Raw genomic sequence first — 23,753 nt, 5'->3', positions numbered from 1 at the left:
CTCAGCGCTAACGCCGGCCCTGGCGCTGCGCCACCAACGGTTGCAGCAGCGCTTCGAGTTGCGGCTCGCTCAGCCGCGCCCGCAGCGCCTTGTACAGCGCACGGGTTTCCAGCAGGTTCCAGATCCGCAGCATGGTTTCCAGGGCATCCAGCGGCTTGCTGATGAAATCCCGTGCACCCAAGGCCAGGGCGCGCAGGCGCGTGGCGCGGGTCACGTCGGCGGTCAGCACCAGCAGCGGCACGTAGTCGTTCTGCGGGATGCGCCGATTGAGCTGCTCCATCAGCGCGAAGCCGTCGAAGTCCGGCATGTGCAGGTCGAGAATCACCAGGTCCGGCTCGAAGCTGTTGTACAGCTCCAGCGCCCGGGTCGGCTGGGTGCTGCTGAGCACGTTGTGCAGGCCTTCGCGGGCCAGCAGCTGCTCCATCAAGTCCAGGTTGGGACGCTGGTCGTCGATGATCAGGATGCGGTAGTCGTCGCTCATGGGGGCTCCGGCAGGTGCTGGTCGAGAAAGGCCAGAAAGGTCGGCACGTGAATGGGCTTGGTGAGGATCGCCGTGGCGCCGGCCTGCTGCATGGCGCGCCTGGCCGCGGTGCTGGCGTCGGCGGTGATCATCAGCACGGCGATGGCGGCGGTCAGCGGGTCGGCGCGCAGGCGCTTGAGCACGTCGATGCCGGTCATATCCGGCAGGTTGATGTCCAGCAGGATCACCCGTGGCAGGTGCTGGCGCGCCAGGTCGAGGCCGAGCTGGCCCTGCATGCTCGACAGCAACTGCACGCCCGGCCGGCGCTGCAACAGGGTTTCGATCAATGCCTGGCTGGACAGGTTGTCCTCGATGCACAGCACGCGTTTCAGGCTGCCGCTTTCCAGCGTGTTCAGCGGTGCCGGCAAGGGCGCAGGGCGCCAGGGGTCGTCGTGGCTGGCCTGGGGCTCGACCTGCGCCGTCGGCAGCGTCAGCACGAAACGGCTGCCGCTGCCGACCACGCTGATCACCTCCAGTGTGCCGTCCATGGCCTGCAGCAGGTTGCGGCTCAGGGCCAGACCGAGGCCGGTACCTTCGCTGTGCTGGTCGGCGCCGAGGCGCTCGAAGGGGCGGAACAACCGCTGCAGGTCCGCCGGGGCGATGCCCGCGCCGCTGTCATTGACCGCCAGGGCCAGGCGCTCGCCCTGCACCTCGATGTCCAGGTGCACCTCGCCGCCGGGGCGGTTGTACTTCACCGCGTTGGACAGCAGGTTGAGCAGCACCTGGATCAGCCGCTGCCGGTCGGCCATCACGCCAACCGCCGCGGTGCTCGGCGGCAGGGGGCACAGGCGGATGCCGGCCTCGTCGGCCAGCGGCGAGATCAGCGTCATGGCCTCGTGCACCACGCCGTGCAGGTCGATGGCTTCCGGGCTCATGGGCAGCCGGCCGGCCTCGATACGGGCGATGTCGAGCACTTCGTTGATCAGCGTGAGCAGGTGCTGGCCGGCGCGTAGGATATGGGTGACCTGGGGCCTGGGCGATTCCAGGTCGAGCAGCTGGGCGAAGCCGAGGATCGAGTTGAGCGGGGTGCGCAGCTCGTGGCTCATGCGCGACAGGAACTCGCTCTTGGCCTGGCTGGCGTTCTCGGCTTCCTCGCGGGCGGCGCGCAGGGCGATATCGGCAGCGCGGCGGTCGGTGATGTCGCGGGTGACCTTGGAAAAGCCGCGCAGCGTGCCGCTGGCATCGTGCTGGGCGGTGATCACCACGCTGGCCCAGAAACGCGAGCCGTCGCGGCGCTGGCGCCAGGCTTCTTCCTCGTAGCGGCCCTTTTCGGCGGCGACCTGCAGCGCATACAGCGGGTGGTGCGGGCGCTGCTCGGGTGGGTAGAACAGCGAGAAGTGGCGGCCGATGATCTCGGTTTCGCTGTAGCCCTTGATCCGCTCGGCCCCGGCGTTCCAGGTGGTGACGTGGCCTTGCGGGTCGAGGGCGAAGATGCCGTAGTCGCGCACGCCCTCGATGATCAGGCGCAGGCGCTCCTCGTTGTCGCGCAGGGCACGTTCGCGCTGGGCCAGCAGCTGGCTGGCCTCCTCCAGGCTGGCGCCCAGGCGGCCGATCTCGTCGCGCTCGTGGTGCCGCGGCTCCAGCGGGTTGCCGAGCGCCAGGTGGCGGGCGCTGCGCTGCACCCGCTGCACGCGGCTGACGATACCGCTGGAGAGCAGCAGCACCGCGACGATCGCGCCGAACAGGCCGCAGCCGGCGGCCAGCAGGGTGGCCAGCAGCATGCGCTGGCGGTTGTCCGCGGCATTGGCGGTGCGGTCGGCGAGCAGGGCGTCTTCGCGCACGCGCATGGCGTCGATCTGGTTGCGCAGGGTATCGAGCATGCGCTTGCTTTCGTCGAGCACGGCGGCGATCTGCTCCTGATCCTGGCGCAGGTCGACGTTGCGCAGCACATCCAGGCCGTGGAGCTGGTTGCTGATCAGCGGGCGGATGCGTTCCAGGCGCTGGCGCACCTCGGCATCACGGATATTGGCGTCCAGGCGCGCCAGGGCCGCCTCGATGCGCGGCTCGGTCTGCTGGTAAGCGGGCAGAAAGTCGTCGCTGCGCGTCAGCAGGTAGCCGCGCACGCTGGCCGCGCCCTCGGCCAGCAGGGTCTGCACGGCCTGGATATCGCCCTGGACCTGCAGCACCCGGCGCACGTCCTCTTCGGCTTCGGCGGTCTGCCGCTCGGTGATGTAGATCAGCACCAGGGAGATCAGCAGGATCACCAGCGGCAGCGAGATGCCGACCAAGGCCTTGCCGCGCAGCGGCAGGTCCGCCCAGGCGTTGTCGATACGCCGCATCATGGCGCGGCGCCCGGCCAGTCGGCCGCCGGCTGGGCGACCAGGCCCAGGGCGATGCCGCGCACCGCCGCCTGGGTGCGGTCGGCCACGCCGAGCTTGGCGATCACTCGCTCCACATGGGTCTTCACGGTGCCGGCGCTGATGCCCAGCTTCTCGCCGATCTCGCGATTGCTGAAGCCGCCCGCCACCAGGCCCAGTACCTGCCGCTCGCGGTTGGTGAGGGTGTCGGTGGGCGGCGTGCCGGCGTTGCTGCGGTCGGCGATGCGCCTGAGCAGGCGTGCGCTGACGGCGCTGTTCAGCGCCTCCTCCCCGGCGGCAACCCGGCGCAGCGCGGCGATCACCTCGTCACGGGTGGCATCCTTGAGCAGGTAGCCCACGGCGCCCGCGCCGATGGCAGCCTCCAGGTGTTCGGGGCTGTCGTACATGGTGAACATCACCACCTTCAGCTGCGGCATGCGCTGTTGCAGCAGGCGCGCGGCGCCCAGGCCGTTGAGGCCGGGCATGCGAATGTCGAGGATGGCGATATCCGGCTGCAGGCGCTCGCACAGCTGCAGCGCGCTGTCGCCGTCGGCGGCCTGGCCGACCACCGCGAATTCGTCGCAGCCGCCGAGCATGGCCACGAAGCCGGCGCGGGTCACCTCGTGGTCATCGGCCAGTACCAGGCGCAGGGGCGTCGTCATGGGGCGATCTCCTCGGCGTGGGGCACCTGGGCCAGCAACCGGGTGCCGCGCCCTGGCGCGCTCTGGCACTGCAGGCGGCCGCCCAGCAGGCTGGCGCGTTCGCCCATGGCGGCCAGGCCCAGGCCGCTGTTGCCGGTGATCGGCCTGTGGCTCGGTGCCTCGAAACCCTGGCCGTCATCCTCGATGTGCAGTATCGCGCCCGCTTCGCTGCTGCTCAGGCCGATGCGCACGCTGCAGGGGCCGGCATGCTTGAGGATATTGTTGATGCCTTCCTGGGCGATGCGAAACAGGGTGATTTCCACGTGGGCCGGCAGCCGTGCATCGCTGCGTTGCAGCCACTGCACCCGGTGGCCCGCGTCACGCAGGCGGTCGGCTTCCTTGTCGAGGGCGTGGAGCAGGCCGAAGTCATCGAGCAGCTGGGGGCGCAGGCCGTTGATGGCCTGGCGGCCCTCGCGCACGCAGCGCTGGGCCAGGTCGAGAATGGTGCCCAGCTCCCGCTGCTGGGCATCGGGCAGCACGCTGCACTGGCTGGCGAAACCCTGCAGGCGCTGGTGCAACCCGGCCAGGGTCTGGGCGAGGCCGTCATGCAGGTCGTAGGCCACGCGCCGGCGCTCGTCTTCCTGGGCATTGAGCAGGCGGTGCACCAGTTCCGACATGGTGCGCTCGCGGGCGAGCAGATCGCCATGCAGGCGCTGGGTTTCCAGGTGCGCGGCGAACAGAGTGGCGAGCAGTTGCAGGGACTCGAGGTCTTCGTCGTCCGGCGGGTTGATCCGCACCGCGCTGGCCAGCAGCACGCTGCCAAAGCTGTGGCCCTGGGCCGTGGCCAGGGGCAGGCGAATGACCAGCTGCAGCCCGCCCTGGTCGATGGGCAGGCACTGGGCCTGGGGCGTGGCGCTGTCGCTCAGCGCCAGCAGCGCCACCTGCTGCTCGCTGGAAAGGGCGCCGTGGCTGGCCAGCACCTGGTGCTCGCCGGCCAGTTCGCAGACCACCATGCCGCTGTCCAGGGCGCAGAACGCGCAGGCGCGTTGCAGCACGCGCAGGCCCATCTCCCTGGGTGGCAGCGCGCCCAGTTGGCGGCCGGTATCGACCAGCAGGCTCAGGCGCGCCGCCCGGCTTTCCCACTGTCGATACTGGCTGCGCAAGGCCAGGGCACTGCTGTCGTCATTGTGCATGGGGCTCTCCAGCGCAAGCGGCGCGGATCAGGTGGCAATGATCCCATTAAATCGACTCTGCCCGCTGCTCGCCCATCTGCCGATCGGCATACGCCGATGTCGCCAACCAGCCGATGGCGGCGCTGACAGCGCCGGGCACAGTGGCCTCGTCAACCAAAAACAGGAAACGATCATGAAAATGCACGCCATCGCCGCCGCCCTGCTGTTCTGCGCCAGTACCCCGCTGCTGGCCGCTCCCGAGCAAAAACCCTATCGCTACGACAGCCTGGCGACGGCGCCGGCCGAAGCGGCCGATCGTGAAGTGGCCGGGTTGTTCGATCAGTGGAACCAGGCGCTGCAGAGCGGTGACGTGGCCAAGGTGGTGAGCCTGTACAGCGCCGATGCCGTGCTGCAGCCGACGGTGTCCAACCGGGTGCGCGCCAACTCGGCGGAAATCCGCGACTACTTCGAGCACTTCCTGGCGCTCAAGCCGGTCGGCGAGATCAACTACCGGGAAATCCGTCGCCTGAGCCCGACCACCGCCCTGGACAGCGGCGTCTATACCTTCCACCTGACCGATGCCGCCGGCGAGAAGTCCGACGTGCAGGCGCGCTACACCTTCGTCTACACCCTGGTGGACGGACAGTGGAAGATCCTCAACCACCACTCTTCGGCCATGCCCGAGGTGGTGCCGACCTCGGTGGCCAGCAAGGCCAAGCACCTGTAAATGCATGGTGCGGATGCAAAAAAAAGCCGGCGCCCTGTGCGCCGGCTTCTTTTTTGCGCGATAAATCTCAGCGCAGCGACATGATCGGCCAGTTGCGATCCTCCGCCTCGGCCATCAGCTTGGGATCCGGGTCGACGGCCACCGGATAGCTGACCTGCTCGAGCAGCGGCAGGTCGTTCATCGAGTCGCTGTAGAAGGTCGAGCCGTCCAGGTCGAAGCCGTTCTCCTGCATCCAGCGGTTGAGGCGGGTGACCTTGCCTTCCTTGAAGCACGGCACGTCGGTGGTGCGCCCGGTGTAGCGGCCGTCGACCATCTCGCATTCGGTGGCCAGCAGGGTGTCGACGCCCAGGCGTGCGGCGATGGGGGCGGTGACGAAGCGGTTGGTGGCGGTGATGATCACCAGCTTGTCGCCAGCGGCGCGGTGCCTGTCGAGCAGCGCCAGGGCCTTGGGCAGGATGATCGGCTCGATGCATTCGGCCATGAACTCGCGGTGCCAGGCATCGAGTTGGGCCATCTCGGTGCGACCGAAGATGGCCAGGGTGAAGTTCAGGTAGTCGGTGATGTTCAGGCGCCCGGCCAGGTAGTCCTGATAGAAGGCATCGTTGCGCGCCTTGTAGGTGGCGCCATCGAGAATCCCCCGCTCGCACAGCCAGTCGCCCCAGGCATGGTCGCTGTCGCCGCCAAGCAGGGTATTGTCGAGATCGAATAAAGCCAAACGCACAGCATCACCTCTTCATACAGGGCCATGGAGGCGGCCAGAATAGCGGCTTTGCCGGCCCGGGGAAAACCGCGCGACGGGCCGCCGTGCAGTCCCGCCCGAGCGCGTTGCCGCTGTCGCGAGCTTTGTGGAACAATGCGGAGACATGCGTTTACGAGGTTGTGTGCCGTGATCGATCCTGATGGTTTTCGCCCCAACGTCGGCATCATTCTCACCAATGATGTCGGCCAGGTGCTTTGGGCGCGTCGAATTAACCAGGATGCCTGGCAGTTCCCGCAAGGCGGTATCAATGACCGCGAGTCGCCGGAAGAAGCGTTGTACCGCGAACTGAACGAAGAAGTGGGCCTGGAAGAGCAGGACGTGAAAATTCTCGCCTGCACCCGGGGCTGGTTGAGGTATCGTCTGCCGCAGCGCCTGGTGCGCACGCACAGCCAGCCGCTGTGCATCGGCCAGAAACAGAAGTGGTTCCTGCTGCGCCTGACCTCCGACGAGCAACGGGTGCGTATGGACCTGACCGGCAAGCCGGAGTTCGACGGCTGGCGCTGGGTCAGTTACTGGTACCCGTTGGGGCAGGTGGTTACATTCAAGCGCGAAGTCTACCGTCGCGCACTCAAGGAACTCGCACCGCGCCTGTTGGCACGGGATTAGGCAGGTCAGCATGCTCAACACGCTGCGCAAGATCGTCCAGGAAGTGAATGCCGCCAAGGATCTCAAGGCGGCGCTGGGCATCATCGTGCAGCGCGTCAAGGAGACCATGGGCACCCAGGTGTGCTCGGTCTACCTGCTCGACCCGGAGACCAACCGCTTCGTGCTGATGGCCACCGACGGCCTCAACAAGCGCTCGATCGGCAAGGTCAGCATGGCGCCGAACGAGGGCCTGGTCGGCCTGGTCGGCACCCGCGAAGAGCCGCTGAACCTTGAAAACGCCTCCGAACATCCCCGTTACCGCTACTTCGCCGAGACCGGCGAAGAACGCTACGCCTCCTTCCTCGGTTCACCGATCATCCACCACCGGCGGGTGATGGGCGTGCTCGTGGTGCAGCAGAAGGAGCGCCGCCAGTTCGACGAAGGCGAAGAAGCCTTCCTGGTCACCATGAGCGCCCAGCTCGCCGGGGTGATCGCCCACGCCGAGGCTACCGGTTCGATCCGTGGCCTGGGCAAGCAGGGCAAGGGCATTCAGGAGGCCAAGTTCGTCGGCGTGCCGGGCTCGCCCGGTGCGGCGGTCGGTACCGCTGTGGTGGTGCTGCCGCCGGCCGACCTGGAAGTGGTGCCGGACAAGAGCATCGACGACATCGATGCCGAGCTGAAACTGTTCCAGAACGCCCTGGAGGGCGTGCGTGCCGACATGCGCAACCTCTCCGAGCGCATGGCCACCCAGCTGCGCCCGGAAGAGCGCGCGCTGTTCGACGTCTACCAGATGATGCTCGAAGACGCGGCCCTCGGTAACGAGGTGGTCAACGTCATCAAGACCGGCCAGTGGGCCCAGGGCGCCCTACGCCACGTGGTCAGCGAGCACATCAACCGTTTCGAACTGATGGACGACGCCTACCTGCGCGAGCGCGCCTCGGACGTCCGCGACCTGGGCCGTCGCCTGCTCGCCTACCTGCAGCAGGCCCGCCAGCAGACCCTGGTGTACCCGGACAACTGCATCCTGGTCGCCGAGGAACTGTCGCCGGCCATGCTCGGTGAAGTGCCGGAAGGCAAGCTGGTCGGCCTGGTGTCGGTGCAGGGCTCGGGCAACTCCCACGTGGCGATCTTCGCCCGGGCCATGGGGATTCCCACGGTCATGGGCGCGGTTGAGCTGCCGTACTCGAAGATCGACGGCATCCAGCTGATCGTCGACGGCTACCACGGCGAGGTGTTCACCAACCCCAGCGAGATCCTGCGCAAGCAGTACGCCGATGTGGTCGAGGAGGATCGCCAGCTCACCAAGGGCCTCGACGCCCTGCGCGCGCTGCCTTGCGAGACGCTCGACGGCCATCAGATGCCGCTGTGGGTCAACACCGGCCTGCTCGCCGATGTGGTGCGCGCCCAGGAGCGCGGTGCCGAGGGCGTTGGCCTGTACCGCACCGAAGTGCCGTTCATGATCAAGGATCGCTTTCCCAGCGAGAAGGAACAGCTGGCCATCTACCGCGAACAGCTGACCGCCTTCCATCCGCTGCCGGTGACCATGCGTACCCTGGACGTCGGCGGCGACAAGGGGCTGAGCTACTTCCCGATCAAGGAAGAGAACCCCTTCCTGGGCTGGCGCGGCATCCGCGTGACCCTCGACCACCCGGAAATCTTCCTGGTGCAGGTGCGCGCCATGCTCAAGGCCAGCGAGGGCCTGAACAACCTGCGCATCCTGCTGCCGATGATTTCCGGCATCCAGGAGCTGGAGGAATCCCTGCACCTGATTCACCGCGCCTGGGGCGAGGTGCGCGACGAAGGCACCGACGTGCCGCTGCCGCCGATCGGGGTGATGATCGAGATTCCTGCCGCGGTCTACCAGACCCGCGACCTGGCTCGCCAGGTGGACTTCCTGTCGGTCGGCTCCAATGACCTGACCCAGTACCTGCTGGCGGTGGACCGCAACAACCCGCGGGTCGCCGACCTCTACGATTTCCTCCACCCGGCCGTGCTGCAGGCGCTGACCAAGGTGGTCGAGGACGCCCATGCCGAAGGCAAACCGGTGAGCATCTGCGGCGAGATGGCCGGCGATCCGAGCGCCGCCGTGCTGCTGATGGCCATGGGCTTCGACAGCCTGTCGATGAACGCCACCAACCTGCCCAAGGTGAAATGGCTGCTGCGCCAGATCAGCCTGAGCAAGGCCAAGGACCTGCTTGGCCAGGCCATGCGCATCGACAACCCGCAGGTTATCCACAGTACCCTGCAACTGGCCCTGCGCAACCTGGGCCTGGGCCGGATGCTCAATCCGGCGTCGGGTATTCAGGCTTGACGGCGGAAATTGTCGGTTTATCTGTGGGAGCGGGCCATGCCCGCGAAAGCATCACGGGCATGGACTAGACGTCCTCACCCGTTCACGCAAAACAGGTCAGCGACAGCTCTTGCCCCTCTAGCGCTCGAAGCGCACCTCGCCAATCGGCGTACCTTCAGGGCCGAAACTGCGTTCGATAATCCGCCGTCCTCCATCGGCATAGGTGAATAGCAACGTGCTGGCGCGGGTGCCGTAGCTCGGGCTGGTGATGAACACGCTGCCGAGCAGGCGCTCCAGATCCAGGCCCACGCCAGTATCCGGCAGCGCCGTATCGTCAGGTCTATTGGGGTCAGCCAGCAGCGCGAATAGCGGCTCCTCATCGGCTGCGTCGAGTGCATCGGCGAGTGCTGCCTTGGCCTGCTGCAGCTTTGGCCACGGCGTATCCAGGCCGGCATTGGAAACGCCATGGATGCCGGGCGGCAGTGCCTGGGCCTGTCCGCCGTGCGAATTGAAGTGCCACAGTGCCTGGCGGTCGCCGACCAGCAGGTTGAAGCCGCTGTATTCATCCGCCTCGTGGCGCAGCTGGTTCAGAAAAGCCTCTGGCCCCTGGTTTCCCTGCAGAAAGCGCAGCGGCAGTTCGCCGCGTGAGCGGGAGCCCTGCTCAGCCTGCGGGTCTCGGATATTGGTGAGAGCGGCAAAGCGGCCATCGGGGCCGATGCCCAGCCAGGTGCCGCCGGCCTGCAGGTCGCGCCCGGCGATCAGGCCGGGCGTCTGCGGCCACTCGGCCATGGCTGCGGTCGGGCGGGCATGGAATTCATCGCGGTTGGCAGCGACCAGCAAGGGAAGGCTGTGGCCTGGACGCCAGGCGAGGACGATCAGGCACATGGCTTTTTGAGGCAGGCGTGTACGCCTGCTGCGTCGAGTGGTGCGCCGACATGTACCGCGACCTTGCTGGCGCCACTGCCTTTGCCCAGCTCCAGCAATATGCGCTCTTCGACCTGCGAGAGGCCGCCTTCCAGCCGTTCCAGCGGATGCACGACCAGGCGCGGCGGTAGGCTTAGACGCATGAAACGTTTGCGGATTACCGCTGCGACCGCCTTTTTGATCAGCCGATCCGCGACGCCGAAGTCGGCCACTAGCAGGCGCACGTTGCTGAATGGCGGGTCGGCGCGCAATTGCAGCTCATTGCCGCTTTCCAAGTGGATGATGTGCAACTGATCGCAGGCGATACGCAAATAGAGGGTGTTGAACACAGCGGTTTCTCGTCCATGGAAAGTGCCACTGTACGCAAAGCCATCAATCGTCGTGAAGTAGAGTGCATGGCCGGCTTCCGTTACCATGCCGCATCGCTTCGCAGAGCACACCATGATCTTCCTTCTCTACATCCTGCTCGGTGCCGCCGCCGGCCTGCTGGCCGGGCTGTTCGGCGTGGGTGGCGGCATGATCATCGTGCCGGTACTGATCTTCGCCTTTACCGCCCAGGGTTTCGATGCCGCGGTGCTGACCCATATGGCGGTAGGCACCTCGCTGGCGACCATCCTGTTCACCTCGGTCAATGCGGTGCGCGAGCACCACAGCCGCGGCGCGGTGCGCTGGGGGCTGTTCGTCTGGCTGACCGTGGGGATCGTGCTGGGCTCGGCGCTGGGGGCGCTGACGGCGGAATCCATCGATGGCCTGGTGCTGCAGAAGATCATTGGTGTGTTCGCCCTGTGCGTGGCCTTGCAGCTGGCGCTGGACCTCAAGCCCAAGGCCAGCCGCGAGGTGCCGGGCAAGGTCGGTCTGGGCACTGCCGGTGGCGTGATCGGCTGGGCTTCGGCGATCATCGGCATTGGTGGTGGCTCGTTGACCGTACCCTTCCTGACCTGGCGCGGGGTGTCCGTGCAGCAGGCGGTGGCGACCTCCTCGGCCTGTGGCTGGCCGATCGCCGCGGCCGGCGCCCTGAGTTACTTGTGGCTGGGTTGGGGCGACGCGCGTCTGCCTCACTGGAGCTTTGGTTACGTGTACCTGCCGGCGCTGCTCGGCATCGCCCTGACCAGCGTGTTCTTCGCCCGTACCGGCGCGCGCCTGGCCCATCGCCTGTCGCCGCGGGTGCTCAAGCGTTTGTTTGCCCTGTTGCTGTTTATCGTCGGCCTGAATTTTCTGTTGTGAGGAATCCTGATGCTGCCTTACCCGAATATTGACCCGGTCGCCCTCGACTTGGGCTTCCTGCAGATTCACTGGTACGGCCTGATGTATCTGGTCGGCATCGGTGGCGCCTGGTTCCTCGCCTCGCGGCGCCTGCACGCCTTCGACCCGACCTGGAGCAAGGAGAAACTCTCCGACCTGGTGTTCTGGGTGGCGATGGGGGTGATCGTCGGTGGGCGCCTGGGTTACGTGCTGTTCTACGACCTGCCGGCCTATATCGCCAACCCGCTGCTGATCCTCGAAGTGTGGAAGGGTGGCATGTCGTTCCACGGCGGCCTGATCGGCGTGATGCTGGCCACCCTGTGGTTCGCCCGGCGCAACGGCAAGAGCTTCTTCGAACTGATGGACTTCATCGCCCCGCTGGTGCCGATCGGCCTGGGCGCCGGGCGTATCGGCAACTTCATCAATGCCGAGCTGTGGGGCAAGGTCACCGACGTGCCCTGGGCTATGGTGTTCCCGACCGGCGGGCCGGAGCCGCGCCATCCGTCGCAGCTCTATCAGTTCGCCCTGGAAGGCGTGGCGCTGTTCGTCATCCTGTGGATCTACTCGCGCAAACCGCGCCCGACCATGGCGGTCTCCGGCCTGTTCGCGGTGTGCTACGGCATCTTCCGCTTCATCGTCGAGTTCGTCCGCGTGCCGGACGCCCAACTCGGCTATCTGGCGTGGGGCTGGCTGACCATGGGCCAGGTGCTTTGCGTGCCGATGGTGCTCGCCGGCCTGGGCCTGATGGTCTATGCCTACAAGCGCCAGGCCACTGTGGAGGTGGTGCGATGAAACAGTATCTCGACCTGATGCGCCATGTGCGCGACAACGGCACCTTCAAGCAAGACCGCACCGGTACCGGCACCTACAGCGTGTTCGCCCACCAGATGCGCTTCGACCTGGCGGACGGCTTTCCCATCGTCACCACCAAGAAGTGCCACCTCAAGTCGATCATCCACGAGTTGCTGTGGTTCCTGCAGGGCGATACCAACATCAAGTACCTGAAGGACAACGGCGTACGCATCTGGGACGAGTGGGCCGACGAGAACGGCGACCTCGGCCCGGTGTACGGCTACCAGTGGCGCAACTGGCCGGCGCCCAACGGCGAGTCGGTCGACCAGATCAGCAAGCTGATCGAGATGATCAGGAAGAACCCGGACTCGCGTCGCCTGATCGTCTCGGCCTGGAACCCGGCACTGGTCGAACAGATGGCCCTGCCGCCGTGCCACGCGCTGTTCCAGTTCTACGTGGCGGACGGCAAGCTGAGCTGCCAGCTGTACCAGCGCTCGGCCGATATCTTCCTCGGCGTGCCGTTCAATATCGCCAGCTATGCGCTGCTGACCCTGATGGTCGCCCAGGTCTGCGACCTGCAGCCGGGCGAGTTCATCTGGACCGGCGGCGACTGCCACCTGTACGCCAATCACCTGGAACAGGCCGACCTGCAACTGACCCGCGAGCCGCTGCCGCTGCCGACCATGAAGCTCAACCCGGAAGTGAAAGACCTGTTCGCATTCAGGTTCGAGGACTTCGAGCTGGTCGGCTACGAAGCGCACCCGCATATCAAGGCGCCGGTAGCGGTCTGAGCCCGGCTCTTACGATGTAGGGTGGGCCGGGCGGCGGTCCGCTTCAGCCCACCACCTTATCAATGTCGCAAGCGAGGCAAAGGATTGCCATGTCGAACTACCGCCGCCAATCGGTTCCTGGCGGAACCTACTTCTTCACCGTCACGCTTGCGGATCGGCAGTCTGGTTTGCTGGTCGAAAAAATTCCCTTATTGCGTCGAGCCTACGCCGAGGCTTGCGATCGACTGCCCTTCGAGACCGTCGCTATTTGCGTGCTACCTGATCACTTGCATGCGATCTGGACATTGCCGAATGGCGATAGTGACTACTCGCAACGTTGGGCGTTGATCAAGAGTCGCTTTTCCCACGCGCTTCCCAAAGCCACATCCTTAAGCGCCAGCAAGTACAGAAAGCGCGAGAAGGGGATATGGCAGAGGCGTTTCTGGGAGCATCAGATACGTGATGAGAATGATCTTGCCCGACATGTCGATTACATCCACTTCAACCCCGTCAAGCATGGTTTGGTCAATTGCGTCGCGGATTGGCCGTTTTCCAGTTTCCATCGGTACGTTGAGCGAGGCGTTCTTCCGATGGGTTGGGGCGGTTACGATGATGCTGGAAACTTTGGCGAATGAAGGTTGGTTTTCGTACGGCAGCTTGGTCGGGCTTGGTGGGCTGAAGCCCACCCTACGGGATGGAGTCTGTCAGGGGCGCAATGAAAATCGCTCGGCGATTTCCTCGATGCGTTCGCCCGGCCCGCTGAGTGTCCACTCGACCCAGTTGTCCCACTCCAGCCGCAGCTCTTCCAGGCCACGGCGCAGGCGGTAGCTGTCGTAATCGATGCCCTTGTCGAACGCCAGCGGGCTGTATTGCGCGACCTGGCGCCAGCCGTCGGCCTTGAGGCTCTCCAGGATCCGGTTGCCGACCTCGGTGTCGATAGCTTCCAGGGTCACGTGATCGGCCGTATCCACCGGCTGCCGCTCCAGGCGACGGCGTTCCAGCCATTGGCGAAGTCTATCTAGCCGCCCACTCATGGTGTTGGTCCCTTGCCCAGTCCCTCGGCCAGGTGGTCGATCAGCACCCGCAGCTTGGGCGGCAGGTGGCGGGTCGGGTGGTAGAGAATCCATGCGGTGCCCTGGTAGGAGCCGGTGTAGCGCCATTGCGGCAACACCCGCACCAGCTCGCCGCTGGCCAGCGCCGCCGCGGCGGTGAAGTGCGGCAAGCAGGTGATGCCCAGGTGGCCGAGCACCGCGTTCAGGCGTACTTCGCTGTGGTTGCTGGCGAAACGGCCGCTCACCGCCACCACGCACTGCTCCGGCCCGTTGCTGAAATGCCAGCGGTGGTCGTCCGGGGTTTCGTCCAGATACAGGCAGGCATGGCGCACCAGCTCGCCCGGGTGCTGGGGTGTGCCATGGCGCTGCAGGTAGGTGGGGCTGGCACACAGCAGCTGCTGGACATTGCACAGCGGCCGACCGGCCAGGGTCGGCGGCGGCTGGTCGGTGATGCTCACCAGCAGGTCGAACTGCTCGCTGATCAAATCCGGGCTGCGGTCACTGAGGTTGAGGCTGACATCCACTTCCGGGTAGCGCTGCAGAAAATCCTCGATCAGCGGCATCACCAGAAAACGACCGAAAGCCTTGGGCACGCTCAGGCGCACCCGGCCACGCGGTTGGCTCATCAGCCGCTCGCCCACATCCAGGGCGGCCTGGGCGGCGTCGAGCATGTCCTTGCAGCGCTCGAACACCTCGCTGCCGGCTTCGCTCAGGCGCAGACGCCGTGTGGTGCGCTCCAGCAGCCGCACGCCGAGAGTCTGCTCGAGGTGGGCGATCTGCCGGCTCACCGCCGACGCCGTGCTGCCCTGCTGGCGAGCGGCAGCAGAGAAGCTGCCGGCCTCGACCACGCGCACGAAGATGGCCAGATAGGGAAGCAGTTGCGGTGTCAGATTCGTGCGCATGGGGAACAGGTCTTGTTCGGAGTTGACGGATTATCACGCTCAGGGACGCAATGGACAATGCGCGCCTCACCGATTGCAGGAAGTATCCCCATGTCCACCCTGGTTAGCCGTTCCCCTTCGCGCCTGCTGCAGGCCAGCGATGTGCTCTTGCTGCTGGTCGCCATGGTCTGGGGCACCAGCTATGGCGTGGCCAAGGAGGCGCTGGTGTTTTATCCGGTGCTGGGTTTTCTCGCCGTGCGCTTCTGCCTGACCTTTGTGATTCTGCTGCCGCAGTTGCGTGGCGAAGGGCGCCAGGCCTGGGCACCGGGGATTCCACTCGGCGGCGTGATGCTGGCGATCTTCCTGTGCGAAACCTATGGCGTGTTGCACACCTCGGCCAGCAATGCGGCGTTTCTGATCAGCCTGTGCGTGGTCATCACCCCCTTCGTCGAGTGGCTGATGTTCGACCGCCGCCCCGACTCGCGCCTGCTGCCAGCGGTGGCGCTGTCGCTGTTCGGCACCTGGCTGCTCAGCGGCGGCGTCGACCTGCAATTCAACCTCGGCGACGGCCTGATGCTGATGGCGGCGCTGCTGCGCGCCGTGCTGGTGTGCCTGACCGGGCGGCTGACCGCCCATACGCAGGTGCCCGCACTGGCGCTGACCGCGGTGCAGACCGGGGTGATCGGTGTTGGCTGCCTGCTGCTCGGCGTGATCGTCCTGCCGGGCGGTTTGCCGGCACTGCCGACAGCGCCGGCGTTCTGGATCGGCACCCTGTATCTGGTGCTGTTCGCCACGCTGTTCGCGTTCTTCGTGCAGAACTACGCGCTGCGCCGTAGCAGCCCGACCCGGGTGTCGTTGTTGATGGGCAGCGAGCCGCTGTTCGGTGCGCTGTTCGCGGTGTTGTGGCTCAGCGAGCAATTGAGCGTGCAGGCATGGATCGGTGGCTTGCTGATCGTCGCGGCCACGCTGTGGACCAGCCTGCTCAGGCGCTGAGTTGAGGTGATTGTTCGTGGTGGAAGGGGCGGGCCGCGTAGGTGAGGCGTCTTCCACCCTACGGGGCGATACCCGGTCGCACGCATGGCGCGCTCCCACAGTCAAACGCCATTGCCAGGATGCAGATGGATGGCCAGCCACAGTGCGCCGTCGCTGGTGCGCTCTACGCGGTGGGGCGTGCCGGCTGCCAGGAACAGGTGATCGCCGGCAGTCAGCTCGACAGCTTCTCCCGCTACCGTCATGCGCGCTTCGCCGCGGGCCAGCAGCACCCATTCATCCTGCTCCTGCACGTAGTCCACCGATTCGATACGTGACGAACTGAGGATGCGCTCGATCACCAGGTTGCGATGGCTGAGCAGGGTGTCGAAGCGCTCGCCCTGGGCAGGCGGCGCGCTGTCATGGAACAGATTGGCGATGGGCATCGGTCTGGGCTCGGGTTCAGCGGCGGCCGGGTCTGGGCACCCCGGCAACCAGCAGGTGGTGGTGATCACGGCAGTAGAGTTCCTCGTACCAGCCGTAATGCGGGTCGTTGCAATGGCCATGTTGCAGGCAGGCCGGCAGGTGCTTGAGGTCGCTCTTGAAATCCTCGCTCAGGGCGGCGAACAGCGAGTCCGGCTGCGGCCAGCCGGCGCGATGCGGCGCCTGGCCGAGGCGGTTGCCGCTGCTCAATTCGCGGGCCAGCACGGCGGCCAGCTCTGCGCAGAAGGTCATGACCCGCTCGGTGCCGAGCCGATTTCCCGGGCCAGGCGCTCGACCTGTTCCAGTCGCTCGACCTGATCGAGGCGCGCGCCGGGGTTCAGCGACGACCACTCCGGCCGTGCCCGGGCGACGCGCAGGGCGCCCGGCAGCTTGCCTTCGCGCCACTGGCTGTCCTGCAGGGCACCGAGGCGTACCGCTTCGACGGCCGCGTGGCCGCGTTGATCCAGCGCGGCCAGCAGGTGCTCCTGGCGCAGGGCGAGCAGGCGCAGCACGGCGTCGTCGACGGTCAGCTCGCGTTGGCCCTGGAGCTTGCCCTTGAGGCGCGAGCCGTAGTTGCGCAGGGTCTGCGCGCCACCGCCAAGCAGCGCGCCGGCCAGGGCAGCGGTGCCCAGGGTCAGGCCGCCGACCAGCAGATCGACACCAGCGCCGGCCGCTGCACCCGCCGCGGCGCCGCCACCCAGGCGGATGCCCAGCTGCCTGATGGTTTCCGGGTTGAACAGATCCTCGCCCCAGCGGCCGTCCAGCAAGGGCAGGTCATCGGCGCGGGCGTCCTCGCGGCGAAAGGCGTACAGGCGCAGCAGGGCTTCCACGCAGCGCTGTTCACGCTGGCGCACCTGAGCGCGCAGCTCCTCGATGGCGCTCTTGGCCAGCTCCGGCTGGTTGGCGACGCTGCGCCGGCAGGCGGCGCAGTCGACCAGCAATTCGGCGATCAGGCGCTTGGCGCTGCGGTGGCGGGCCACGCGCTGGGCTTCGTGATCGTCGATCAAGCGCTGCAATTGCGGGCGCGACTTCTCGTGCATCAGCGCCAGGCTTTCGTACAGGCGGCGCTCACCATCGAGCGGCGGCGCCACGCTGTCGAAGCGCACCAGGGCATGCAACCCCAGGCGCGCCAGGGCCTCACGCCAGTCGTCTTCACGGTGGTTGGCGCCCGCCACGAAGTTCAGCACCGGCAGCAGCGGCCGGCCACACATGGCCAGCACGTTCAGCTCGTCGCGGTATTTGGCCAGCACCGGCTCCCGGGCGTCGATCACATACAGCCCGGCGTCCGAGGCCTGCAGCTGGCGCAGCACCTTGGCTTCCTGCTCGAAGCGCTGGCGCGCCTCGCTGCCTTCCATAAAGCGCGCCAAGCGCGCCGGGCCGTCGAGGCGCTCGCCGGGGCGGTCCAACTGGTCGAGGTAGTCGAGCAGGGCGATGGCATCTTCCAGGCCCGGTGTGTCGTAGAGCTCCAGCAGCGCCTCGCCGTCCACCGACAGGCGTGCACCTTCGACATGGCGGGTGGTACTGGGGCGATGGGACACCTCGCCGAAGCCGACATCACGGGTCAGGGTGCGCAGCAACGAGGTCTTGCCGACGTTGGTGTGGCCGACCACGGCGAGTCGCAGGGCGGACTCAGGCGCGGGGCGAACAGTGCGCAGCAAGTCAGTCATGGCCAGTCTCCAGCCAGGTCAGGGGCGAGCTGTCCCGATGGGCCAGTTGCAGGTCGTCCAGTGCCTTGTGCCAGTCGCCAAGGCGCTCGCTGTCGAGGGTTTCGCCCTGGGGCGGCTGCAGCAGCCAGATACGGGTGGCGCCGGCGCAACGGGCCAGCTCGGCGAGCAGCGCCAGGCTGCCGCGGTCCGGCGAGCGCCGCGGGTCGCAGGCGATGGCCAGGCGCGCCGGCGGAAAGCGGGTGAGCTGGTCGAGCAATTGGCGGCGTTGTTCGCGGCTGTCGATGATGCCGGCGTCGGCCACCGACTTGGGCAGCAGCGGCGGCCAGGGGCGCCGGTCATCCAGCTCTATGGCCACCAGCAACGCACCGCTGCTGGTGTCGACGCCAGCCGCGGCCCGCACCTGATAAAGCTGCGCCGGCTCGGCATCGCAGACGCCCAGGCGCTCGCTGTTGGGTTGCAGGCGCTCGCGCAGCAGGTCGTAACCGGGCAGGTCGACGTCCAGTTGCAACTGTGCCACGCCGCTACGCCAGCGCCACAGGCACAGCAGCCCCAGCAGCAGGCGTGGCAGTACGCCATAGATCACCAGCACGCCGATCAGCCAGCCGGCCCAGGCATGGCGAGCGGCCTCCAGGGGCAGTGGGCTGTCGCCGCTGGCGCGGATGGTGGCGGCATCGGGTACCGGAAAACCGAGCAGGCCAGGCAGTGCGCCGAGGGCCTGGGTGAGGGCGACGAAGGTGTCGCCGCCCAGCAGGGTGGTTTCCCAGACGAAGCCGTAGCGGCGGGTGGAGAGCAATGCCAGGAGCATCACCAGGGCGGTGGTCAGCGCCACCAGCCATAGCCCATGGACGGCCATGCCGACCAGCCAGCGATTGAGGCGCTGGCGACGCAGCAGCAGGACCAGGGCGGGGCCGGTGTGCAGCGCGCTGGCGTCACGGGCCAGTTTCTCGCTGAGCCACAGCCACAGGCGGCCGAGCACCGCGCCGTGGCCGCCGCCAAACAGCAGGCCGAGCAGCCAGCCGAGCAACATCAGAACATGCAGGCCGAGCAGGCTGCCCAGGGCCCAGAACACGTTGACCGGCGTTTGCCCGTCGCCCAGCGCAGCTACCGCCAGGCCAGCGCCACTGGCCAGGGCCAGCAGGCCGAGCAGCAGCAGGGCCAGGCGCGCGCCTTGCAGCCAATGGCGTTGCGCCTGTTGCTGGCCATCACGTTCAGCCAGCAGCAGGGCCCGGGTTTCGATGCGGGTGGCCAGGTCACCGCCGGCCACCTGGGCGCGACGATTGGCTTCGCCGTCTTCGAGCAGGCCGGCATGTTCTTCGCGCAGGCGCACGGCCTCGCAGAGCCAGAGACGTTGCAGCTTGGGTAGGGACACGCGATCTCCCGGTGAGTGTCGGTCTCCGGGAGCATACCCGCTGCGTGGTGAATGACAACAGCTCGCAGTTAACGGCCGGCGGCCTCGCGCAGGCGCACGGCGATATCCGGCTGATCGATGAACAGCCCATCGATGCCGGTGGCCAGGAAGGCGCGCAGCTCGGCGTCGATGTCGCCGCGGGTGGCCGGGTCGCTGCCCCGTTGCAGGTCGGTGGGCAGGAACTGGTTTTCGGCGCGGAAGGTATAGGGATGCACCACCAGGCCGGCGGCGTGGGCGTCGGCGACGAAGCGCGTCGGCTCACCCAGGCTGCCGTCCTGTTTGCGTGGGATCACGTAGCCTTTGTCCGGGCCGACGCCATTGGCGTACCCGGCGACCGCCTTCAACCCGGCCGGCGTGGCCATCTGCTCGTAGGACAGCGGGTTGCCCTGCTCCACCTGATCCTGGGGCTGGCCTTTGCCGTACAGCTGCACCAGGCGCAGCGAGCCGAGCTGGCGCAGCGCCTTCAGGTTGCTGACTTCGAAGGACTGGATAAACACCGGCGCCTCTGCATCACGATAGCCGTTGCGGGCCAGTGCCTCGACCAGCGGTTTTTCCATGGCCAGGCCGAGCTTCTGGAAGTGCGCGGGGTGCTTGGTCTCGATATACAGGCCGATCTCGCGGCCCTGGCTGACCTGCAGCGCCTTCACCAGGTCGATGATTTCCTGCAGGGTCGGAATCTCGAACTGGCCATCCAGGCGGGTGTTGCCCGGGCGAATATCGGGAATCCGCTCGATGGCGCGCAGGCGTTTCAGTTCGGCCGCGGTGAAGTCCTCGCTGAACCAGCCGTCGAGCTCCACGCCATCGATGCTGGCCTTGCGTTTGCGGTCTGCGAATTCCGGGTGCTGGGCCACGTCGGTGGTCAGGCCCAGCTCGTTGTCGTGGCGGGCGAACAACTGGCCGTCCTTGCTCATCACCAGGTCCGGCTCGACATAGTCGGCGCCCTGCAGCACCGCGACCGCATAGGCGGCGAGGGTGTGCTCGGGCAGGTAACCGCTGGCGCCACGGTGGGCGATGATCAGCGGCTTGCCATCGTCGGCGCGCTTGCCGGCGGGCGCTTCCCGGGTGTCGGCATTCGCCGTGAAGGGCAGGGCGAGCAAGGCGCTGAGCAGTAGCATGCGGGGCTGGCGTAGGGGCATCGGGCATCTCTCCTGAGCGATGTTGGCTGATGGGTTGCCAACAGCCTGCACCGACAACCATGGCGTGACGATGACAATGCGGCAAGTCATGCGGGCCCATGGCGGGCTCTGCTATGCTCGCCGCCATGACCACTCGACTCCCCCTCTGCCTGATCGCCGCCCTCGCCGAAAACCGCGTGATCGGCCGCGATAACCAATTGCCCTGGCACCTGCCGGCGGACCTCAAGCACTTCAAGGCCAAGACCCTCGGCAAGCCGATCATCATGGGTCGCAAGACCTGGGATTCGCTGGGCCGGCCGTTGCCGGGCCGCCTCAATCTGGTGGTCAGCCGCCAGGCCGGCCTGACGCTCGAAGGCGCCGAAGTATTCGCCACGGTCGAGGCCGCACACCAGCGCGCCGAGGCCTGGGCCCGCGAGCAGGGCGCCGACGAGGTGATGCTGATCGGCGGCGCGCAGCTATACGAGCAGGCGCTGCCGGTTGCCGACCGCCTGTACCTGACCCGCGTGGCGCTGCAGCCGCAAGGGGATGCCTGGTTCCCGGCGTTCGACGAGGCGCAGTGGCAGCGTATCGAGCGCGACGAGCAGCCGGCCACCGAGTCGGCGCCTGCGCACAGCTTCGAGACCTGGGCACGTCTTTAACCCGCTATCGCCCTGGGGTTAAACGCGTTTCGCCGCTTCGCTGGGCTCGGCCACCTGATCACGGTCATCGATGAATTCGGTGCGCGGCGAGCCGTCAGCGTTGAGCTGGAACACGCGGCTGGGCTGGCCTTCGGCATTGAACAGCACCTGGCCGAGGCCGGCAGAATTCCACAGGCGCTCGCCTGACTTGCTGTGCTTGGGGATATGCGGGAAGACCTGCATGCGCCGGCGCTTGGTCAGCCAGTTGAGCGGCGACCAAGGCGCGTAGAGCCAGCGGTTGAGGCGATCGAAGACGTCCAGCAGGCGGCGTGGGAATTCGTTCTTCACGCCGCTGCTGGTGATCTGCCAGATGGTCGGGCCGCGCGACCGGTGCCGCACCTTGACCTCGTAGAAGAACGAGTAGTGCACATCGCCGGACAGCACCACGTAGTCCCGGGGCGTGCGCGAGTGGCGGAAGATGTTCATCATCACGCTGGCGGCGCCGCGATGGGCCATCCAGTTTTCCGCATCGACCATCAGCGGATGGCCGGCCCAGCTGAATACCCGCTGCACGGCCTCGATCAGCTTGACCCCGAACATCGGCGCCGGCGAAACGATGATGGCGCTCGGGTGGTCGAGCAGGTTCTGCTGCAGTTCGCTGAGCGCTTCCCAGTCGAGCAGGCCCGACGGCCGCCTGAGGTTGCGCTCGCTGCGCCAGCGCCGGGTGCGCGTGTCGAGTACCAGCAGCGCCGGGCTGCTGGGCAGCACGTAGTGCCAGTGCTGGAAGCCCATCAGCTGGTCGATCAGGCGATCCTGGGCCGGGCTGTCCAGGCCGACGCCTGTGGCCCGTTCGCACAGTGCCCGGGCATTGGCCAGGGGCTCGCTGAAGGCGTCGGGATCGTTGCCCCAGCCCTGGCACAGCAGGTAGCCGATCAGCGCGTTGCCGATGATGCGCTTGGAGAAGGGATGGCCGTAGGCGGTCTCCTCCCACTGGGCCGACAGGTTCCAGTCATCGGTGATGTCGTGGTCATCGAAGATCATCAGGTTCGGCAGGTGCGCCAGCACCCGCGCCACGTCACCGAGGCTGGCGACGAAGGCGGCGATGCAGGCGCGCTCGCGGTCGTAGCGCTGGGCATCCTTGGTGCTCAGCTCGGGCGCTTCGCGGTCGAGCAGCAACCAGGGCGTGGGCGACCACACCAGCAGGTACATGGCCAGCACTTCGGCCAGGGTGACCAGGTGGTTGTCGGCATTGGCGCTGGTGAAGATGGGCTTTTCGCTGCCGCCGAAGAAGCGTTCGCGCAGGGTCTCGTTGCTCTTCAGCGCGGGCAGCAGGTCGGCACGGTGGTAATAGCTGGCCGGGTGGCCATAGAGATCGGCGCTGTTATCGACGACCGCGCCTTCGAGTTTCTCGTGGTACAGGCCCAGGCGCTCGATCAGCTGGTGGATGGCGCGCAGCATCGGCCCGGCGACATCGTCGACGTACACCTGATCACCGCTGTGCATCAGCAGGGCTGGCCGTTCGCCCGGCGCATGGGGCGCCGCCAGCAGCCGATCGGCGCACAGCAGGCCATCGTTGGCGGCATGGTGTGGCTTGCGGCAGGAGCCGTGCAGCAGGTGGTCGATGCGCGAGCGCAGCACGAAGTTGGGCCGCGTCGCGCCGTCATACAGCAGGTGCGCGGCCCAGTCGGCGATACCCTGCTGGCCGTCGACCAGCAGGTCGTAAGCGATCAGCTCGTCCTGCGGCAGCGGCGTGTCGAGGTGCAGGTCGATCAGGTGGATGACCGCACGTTCGCCGACCACCAGGCGCTGGCAGGCGTCGTCGTCCAGCGGGTGATCGCGTTCGGCCCGGTCGCCCGGCGCCAGGCGCAAGGTCAGCTGCAGCGGGCGGCTGGCGACCAGCCAGAGCACCAGGCGATCGGGCTCCAGCCGGCGCAGGAGCGGGCCGGCGAGTACGCTGGGCAGGTCGATGGGGGCAGAGTCTGGCAACGGCATCCCGGGTGGTTGGCGGCCGCCGGCTCAGCCAGCCGGCCTGTGGTTCAGAGAATCAATAAGGACATGGCGCTTGGCCATTGGTTCGGCTGTCACAAAAGCTTCATGCTTCAGTGCGCGGCCTCGCGCAGTGCGTGCAGATCGAGAATCTCGATCTCGCCGTAGGTCAGTTTGACGATGCCCCGTGCCTGCAACTCCTTGAGCACGCCATTGGCGGTCTGCCGGGAGATCGCCAGCATGGCCGCCAATTGCTCCTGGGACAGGTGGATGATGCGCCGCGGGCCCTGGCTTTCGCCATAGTCCTCGGCGATCAGCAGCAGGCGCCGCGCCAGGCGTTGTGCGGCGGGCAGCAGGCTGATCTCCTCGAGCGCGATAAAGGCCAGGCGCACCTTGTGGGCCATCAGCAGGGCGAGGTCGCGCCAATAGGCGGGGTGCGTATCGAGCAGGCTCAGCAGGCCCGCCTGGGGCACATGCAGCAGGCTGCCGGCGCCTTCGGCAACGGCGTCGTGGGTACGCGGCTGGCCGTCGAACAGGGCGATCTCACCGAACCAATGCGGCGCTTCCACCAGCACCAGCAGCGCCTCCTTGCCGTCGGCATCCACACTGCCGACGCGCATGGCGCCGTTGAGCACGGCATACAGCCCGCTGGGTGCGTCGCCGCGGCTGAACAGGCGTTGCCCGGCCTCCAGGTTCAGCCGCCGGCCCTGGCTCAGCAGCGCCTGCTGCAAGGGCGCCGGCAACGCGGCGAACCATTGGCCCTGAAGCAGGGTGTCGCGCAGATCGGTCATGGGAATTCCGCTTTGTCGGCTAGCTGACAGTGCTGGCGTGCGT

25 protein-coding genes are annotated in these 23,753 nt (G+C 67.0%); 9 read left to right on the top strand and 16 right to left on the bottom strand.

The annotated features are described in order from the left end of the window. Positions 1–7: 7 nt before the first annotated feature. From K8U54_RS08905 to K8U54_RS08890, 4 genes are read right to left on the bottom strand one after another with little or no spacing between them, the layout of a single operon-like run. Positions 8–481, bottom strand: coding sequence for a response regulator (locus K8U54_RS08905; protein WP_249909792.1), 474 nt, complete (start codon positions 479–481; stop codon positions 8–10). After that, positions 478–2,802 carry an ATP-binding protein gene (locus K8U54_RS08900; protein ID WP_249909791.1) on the bottom strand — a complete coding sequence of 775 codons (2,325 nt, stop codon included), beginning with the start codon at positions 2,800–2,802 and terminating at the stop codon, positions 478–480. Before K8U54_RS08900 ends, K8U54_RS08905 begins: the two co-directional genes overlap by 4 nt. Next, entirely contained in the window at positions 2,799–3,479 is a 681-nt protein-coding gene (locus K8U54_RS08895; protein ID WP_249909790.1) for a response regulator, read from the bottom strand. The genes K8U54_RS08900 and K8U54_RS08895 overlap by 4 nt, the downstream gene beginning before the upstream one ends. Further along, positions 3,476–4,663 (bottom strand): sensor histidine kinase, encoded by a 1,188-nt coding sequence (locus K8U54_RS08890; RefSeq protein WP_249910423.1) that lies wholly within the window; start codon positions 4,661–4,663, stop codon positions 3,476–3,478. The genes K8U54_RS08895 and K8U54_RS08890 overlap by 4 nt, the downstream gene beginning before the upstream one ends. Positions 4,664–4,823: 160 nt before the next feature. Between K8U54_RS08890 and K8U54_RS08885 the strand changes: the two genes are divergently transcribed. Then, positions 4,824–5,357: an SgcJ/EcaC family oxidoreductase gene (locus K8U54_RS08885; RefSeq protein ID WP_249909789.1), complete on the top strand. Its 534-nt coding sequence runs from the start codon at positions 4,824–4,826 to the stop codon at positions 5,355–5,357. 67 nt (positions 5,358–5,424) lie between these two features. Here K8U54_RS08885 and K8U54_RS08880 read toward each other — a convergent pair whose 3' ends face one another. Continuing rightward, positions 5,425–6,078 carry an HAD family hydrolase gene (locus tag K8U54_RS08880; protein ID WP_249909788.1) on the bottom strand — a complete coding sequence of 218 codons (654 nt, stop codon included), beginning with the start codon at positions 6,076–6,078 and terminating at the stop codon, positions 5,425–5,427. A gap of 165 nt (positions 6,079–6,243) precedes the next feature. On the opposite strand from K8U54_RS08880, the gene K8U54_RS08875 reads away from it, so the two are divergent. After that, complete coding sequence (locus tag K8U54_RS08875) at positions 6,244–6,723, top strand: RNA pyrophosphohydrolase (RefSeq protein WP_013793353.1); 480 nt, start codon at positions 6,244–6,246, stop codon at positions 6,721–6,723. A 10-nt stretch (positions 6,724–6,733) separates the two neighbouring features. Then, positions 6,734–9,013, top strand: coding sequence for a phosphoenolpyruvate--protein phosphotransferase (gene ptsP, locus K8U54_RS08870; RefSeq protein WP_249909787.1), 2,280 nt, complete (start codon positions 6,734–6,736; stop codon positions 9,011–9,013). A 117-nt stretch (positions 9,014–9,130) separates the two neighbouring features. Here ptsP and K8U54_RS08865 read toward each other — a convergent pair whose 3' ends face one another. Continuing rightward, entirely contained in the window at positions 9,131–9,877 is a 747-nt protein-coding gene (locus K8U54_RS08865; protein WP_249909786.1) for an NRDE family protein, read from the bottom strand. Continuing rightward, the gene (locus tag K8U54_RS08860) at positions 9,868–10,332 is read right to left on the bottom strand and encodes a hypothetical protein (RefSeq protein WP_249909785.1); all 465 of its coding nucleotides are present in this window, start codon (positions 10,330–10,332) and stop codon (positions 9,868–9,870) included. The genes K8U54_RS08865 and K8U54_RS08860 overlap by 10 nt, the downstream gene beginning before the upstream one ends. A gap of 25 nt (positions 10,333–10,357) precedes the next feature. Between K8U54_RS08860 and K8U54_RS08855 the strand changes: the two genes are divergently transcribed. The 4 genes from K8U54_RS08855 to K8U54_RS08840 all read left to right on the top strand — a co-directional run bounded on the left by K8U54_RS08855 (position 10,358) and on the right by K8U54_RS08840 (position 13,355). Next, the gene (locus K8U54_RS08855; RefSeq protein WP_249909784.1) at positions 10,358–11,140 is read left to right on the top strand and encodes a sulfite exporter TauE/SafE family protein; all 783 of its coding nucleotides are present in this window, start codon (positions 10,358–10,360) and stop codon (positions 11,138–11,140) included. Between the two features lie 9 nt (positions 11,141–11,149). After that, positions 11,150–11,950 carry a prolipoprotein diacylglyceryl transferase gene (gene lgt / locus K8U54_RS08850; RefSeq protein WP_249909783.1) on the top strand — a complete coding sequence of 267 codons (801 nt, stop codon included), beginning with the start codon at positions 11,150–11,152 and terminating at the stop codon, positions 11,948–11,950. Further along, a complete protein-coding gene (locus K8U54_RS08845; protein ID WP_249909782.1) occupies positions 11,947–12,741 on the top strand; it encodes a thymidylate synthase in 795 nt (264 codons plus the stop codon). Before lgt ends, K8U54_RS08845 begins: the two co-directional genes overlap by 4 nt. Before the next feature lie 89 nt (positions 12,742–12,830). Further along, the gene (locus tag K8U54_RS08840; RefSeq protein ID WP_249909781.1) at positions 12,831–13,355 is read left to right on the top strand and encodes an REP-associated tyrosine transposase; all 525 of its coding nucleotides are present in this window, start codon (positions 12,831–12,833) and stop codon (positions 13,353–13,355) included. 69 nt (positions 13,356–13,424) lie between these two features. Here the strand turns inward: K8U54_RS08840 and K8U54_RS08835 are convergent, their stop codons facing one another. Together K8U54_RS08835 and K8U54_RS08830 are read right to left on the bottom strand one after the other, a co-directional pair. Beyond that, positions 13,425–13,754, bottom strand: coding sequence for a hypothetical protein (locus K8U54_RS08835; protein WP_249909780.1), 330 nt, complete (start codon positions 13,752–13,754; stop codon positions 13,425–13,427). Beyond that, a complete protein-coding gene (locus K8U54_RS08830) occupies positions 13,751–14,674 on the bottom strand; it encodes a LysR family transcriptional regulator (RefSeq protein ID WP_249909779.1) in 924 nt (307 codons plus the stop codon). Before K8U54_RS08830 ends, K8U54_RS08835 begins: the two co-directional genes overlap by 4 nt. A gap of 90 nt (positions 14,675–14,764) precedes the next feature. On the opposite strand from K8U54_RS08830, the gene K8U54_RS08825 reads away from it, so the two are divergent. Beyond that, complete coding sequence (locus K8U54_RS08825; RefSeq protein WP_249909778.1) at positions 14,765–15,646, top strand: DMT family transporter; 882 nt, start codon at positions 14,765–14,767, stop codon at positions 15,644–15,646. Positions 15,647–15,747: 101 nt separating this feature from the next. Here the strand turns inward: K8U54_RS08825 and K8U54_RS08820 are convergent, their stop codons facing one another. From K8U54_RS08820 to K8U54_RS08800, 5 genes are all read right to left on the bottom strand, one after another. Further along, complete coding sequence (locus K8U54_RS08820; protein WP_249909777.1) at positions 15,748–16,068, bottom strand: cupin domain-containing protein; 321 nt, start codon at positions 16,066–16,068, stop codon at positions 15,748–15,750. A gap of 16 nt (positions 16,069–16,084) precedes the next feature. Continuing rightward, entirely contained in the window at positions 16,085–16,357 is a 273-nt protein-coding gene (locus K8U54_RS08815) for a hypothetical protein (RefSeq protein WP_249909776.1), read from the bottom strand. Further along, entirely contained in the window at positions 16,354–17,772 is a 1,419-nt protein-coding gene (locus K8U54_RS08810; protein WP_249909775.1) for a GTPase/DUF3482 domain-containing protein, read from the bottom strand. Before K8U54_RS08810 ends, K8U54_RS08815 begins: the two co-directional genes overlap by 4 nt. Next, the gene (locus K8U54_RS08805; RefSeq protein ID WP_249909774.1) at positions 17,765–19,141 is read right to left on the bottom strand and encodes a DUF2868 domain-containing protein; all 1,377 of its coding nucleotides are present in this window, start codon (positions 19,139–19,141) and stop codon (positions 17,765–17,767) included. Before K8U54_RS08805 ends, K8U54_RS08810 begins: the two co-directional genes overlap by 8 nt. Before the next feature lie 68 nt (positions 19,142–19,209). Beyond that, positions 19,210–20,316, bottom strand: a complete 1,107-nt coding sequence (locus K8U54_RS08800; RefSeq protein ID WP_249909773.1) for a glycerophosphodiester phosphodiesterase — start codon at positions 20,314–20,316, stop codon at positions 19,210–19,212. A 113-nt stretch (positions 20,317–20,429) separates the two neighbouring features. On the opposite strand from K8U54_RS08800, the gene K8U54_RS08795 reads away from it, so the two are divergent. Then, positions 20,430–20,954, top strand: coding sequence for a dihydrofolate reductase (locus K8U54_RS08795; protein WP_249910422.1), 525 nt, complete (start codon positions 20,430–20,432; stop codon positions 20,952–20,954). Positions 20,955–20,972: 18 nt separating this feature from the next. Here the strand turns inward: K8U54_RS08795 and K8U54_RS08790 are convergent, their stop codons facing one another. Both K8U54_RS08790 and K8U54_RS08785 read right to left on the bottom strand, forming a co-directional pair. After that, entirely contained in the window at positions 20,973–22,925 is a 1,953-nt protein-coding gene (locus K8U54_RS08790) for an alkaline phosphatase family protein (protein ID WP_249909772.1), read from the bottom strand. 107 nt (positions 22,926–23,032) lie between these two features. Beyond that, entirely contained in the window at positions 23,033–23,710 is a 678-nt protein-coding gene (locus tag K8U54_RS08785; RefSeq protein WP_249909771.1) for a Crp/Fnr family transcriptional regulator, read from the bottom strand. Between the last annotated feature and the right edge of the window lie 43 nt (positions 23,711–23,753).

Origin of the sequence: Pseudomonas fulva (assembly GCF_023517795.1) — a bacterium.
GTDB classification, from domain to species: domain Bacteria; phylum Pseudomonadota; class Gammaproteobacteria; order Pseudomonadales; family Pseudomonadaceae; genus Aquipseudomonas; species Aquipseudomonas fulva_D.
Note: the sequence above shows the minus strand (reverse complement) of the source record. Positions and strands in the feature narration are given on the sequence as shown.

Bases quoted from the DNA above. Each gene is read 5' to 3' on its own strand.
- K8U54_RS08790 (WP_249909772.1), bottom strand. From the start codon at position 22,925: ATGCCGTTGCCAGACTCTGCCCCCATCGACCTGCCCAGCGTACTCGCC.
- K8U54_RS08900 (WP_249909791.1), bottom strand. From the start codon at position 2,802: ATGATGCGGCGTATCGACAACGCCTGGGCGGACCTGCCGCTGCGCGGC.
- K8U54_RS08800 (WP_249909773.1), bottom strand. From the start codon at position 20,316: ATGCCCCTACGCCAGCCCCGCATGCTACTGCTCAGCGCCTTGCTCGCC.
- K8U54_RS08825 (WP_249909778.1), top strand. From the start codon at position 14,765: ATGTCCACCCTGGTTAGCCGTTCCCCTTCGCGCCTGCTGCAGGCCAGC.
- K8U54_RS08840 (WP_249909781.1), top strand. From the start codon at position 12,831: ATGTCGAACTACCGCCGCCAATCGGTTCCTGGCGGAACCTACTTCTTC.
- K8U54_RS08845 (WP_249909782.1), top strand. From the start codon at position 11,947: ATGAAACAGTATCTCGACCTGATGCGCCATGTGCGCGACAACGGCACC.
- ptsP (WP_249909787.1), top strand. From the start codon at position 6,734: ATGCTCAACACGCTGCGCAAGATCGTCCAGGAAGTGAATGCCGCCAAG.
- K8U54_RS08785 (WP_249909771.1), bottom strand. From the start codon at position 23,710: ATGACCGATCTGCGCGACACCCTGCTTCAGGGCCAATGGTTCGCCGCG.
- K8U54_RS08820 (WP_249909777.1), bottom strand. From the start codon at position 16,068: ATGCCCATCGCCAATCTGTTCCATGACAGCGCGCCGCCTGCCCAGGGC.
- K8U54_RS08835 (WP_249909780.1), bottom strand. From the start codon at position 13,754: ATGAGTGGGCGGCTAGATAGACTTCGCCAATGGCTGGAACGCCGTCGC.
- K8U54_RS08855 (WP_249909784.1), top strand. From the start codon at position 10,358: ATGATCTTCCTTCTCTACATCCTGCTCGGTGCCGCCGCCGGCCTGCTG.
- K8U54_RS08905 (WP_249909792.1), bottom strand. From the start codon at position 481: ATGAGCGACGACTACCGCATCCTGATCATCGACGACCAGCGTCCCAAC.
- K8U54_RS08815 (WP_249909776.1), bottom strand. From the start codon at position 16,357: ATGACCTTCTGCGCAGAGCTGGCCGCCGTGCTGGCCCGCGAATTGAGC.
- K8U54_RS08795 (WP_249910422.1), top strand. From the start codon at position 20,430: ATGCTCGCCGCCATGACCACTCGACTCCCCCTCTGCCTGATCGCCGCC.
- K8U54_RS08830 (WP_249909779.1), bottom strand. From the start codon at position 14,674: ATGCGCACGAATCTGACACCGCAACTGCTTCCCTATCTGGCCATCTTC.
- K8U54_RS08895 (WP_249909790.1), bottom strand. From the start codon at position 3,479: ATGACGACGCCCCTGCGCCTGGTACTGGCCGATGACCACGAGGTGACC.
- K8U54_RS08865 (WP_249909786.1), bottom strand. From the start codon at position 9,877: ATGTGCCTGATCGTCCTCGCCTGGCGTCCAGGCCACAGCCTTCCCTTG.
- lgt (WP_249909783.1), top strand. From the start codon at position 11,150: ATGCTGCCTTACCCGAATATTGACCCGGTCGCCCTCGACTTGGGCTTC.
- K8U54_RS08885 (WP_249909789.1), top strand. From the start codon at position 4,824: ATGAAAATGCACGCCATCGCCGCCGCCCTGCTGTTCTGCGCCAGTACC.
- K8U54_RS08860 (WP_249909785.1), bottom strand. From the start codon at position 10,332: ATGGTAACGGAAGCCGGCCATGCACTCTACTTCACGACGATTGATGGC.
- K8U54_RS08810 (WP_249909775.1), bottom strand. From the start codon at position 17,772: ATGACTGACTTGCTGCGCACTGTTCGCCCCGCGCCTGAGTCCGCCCTG.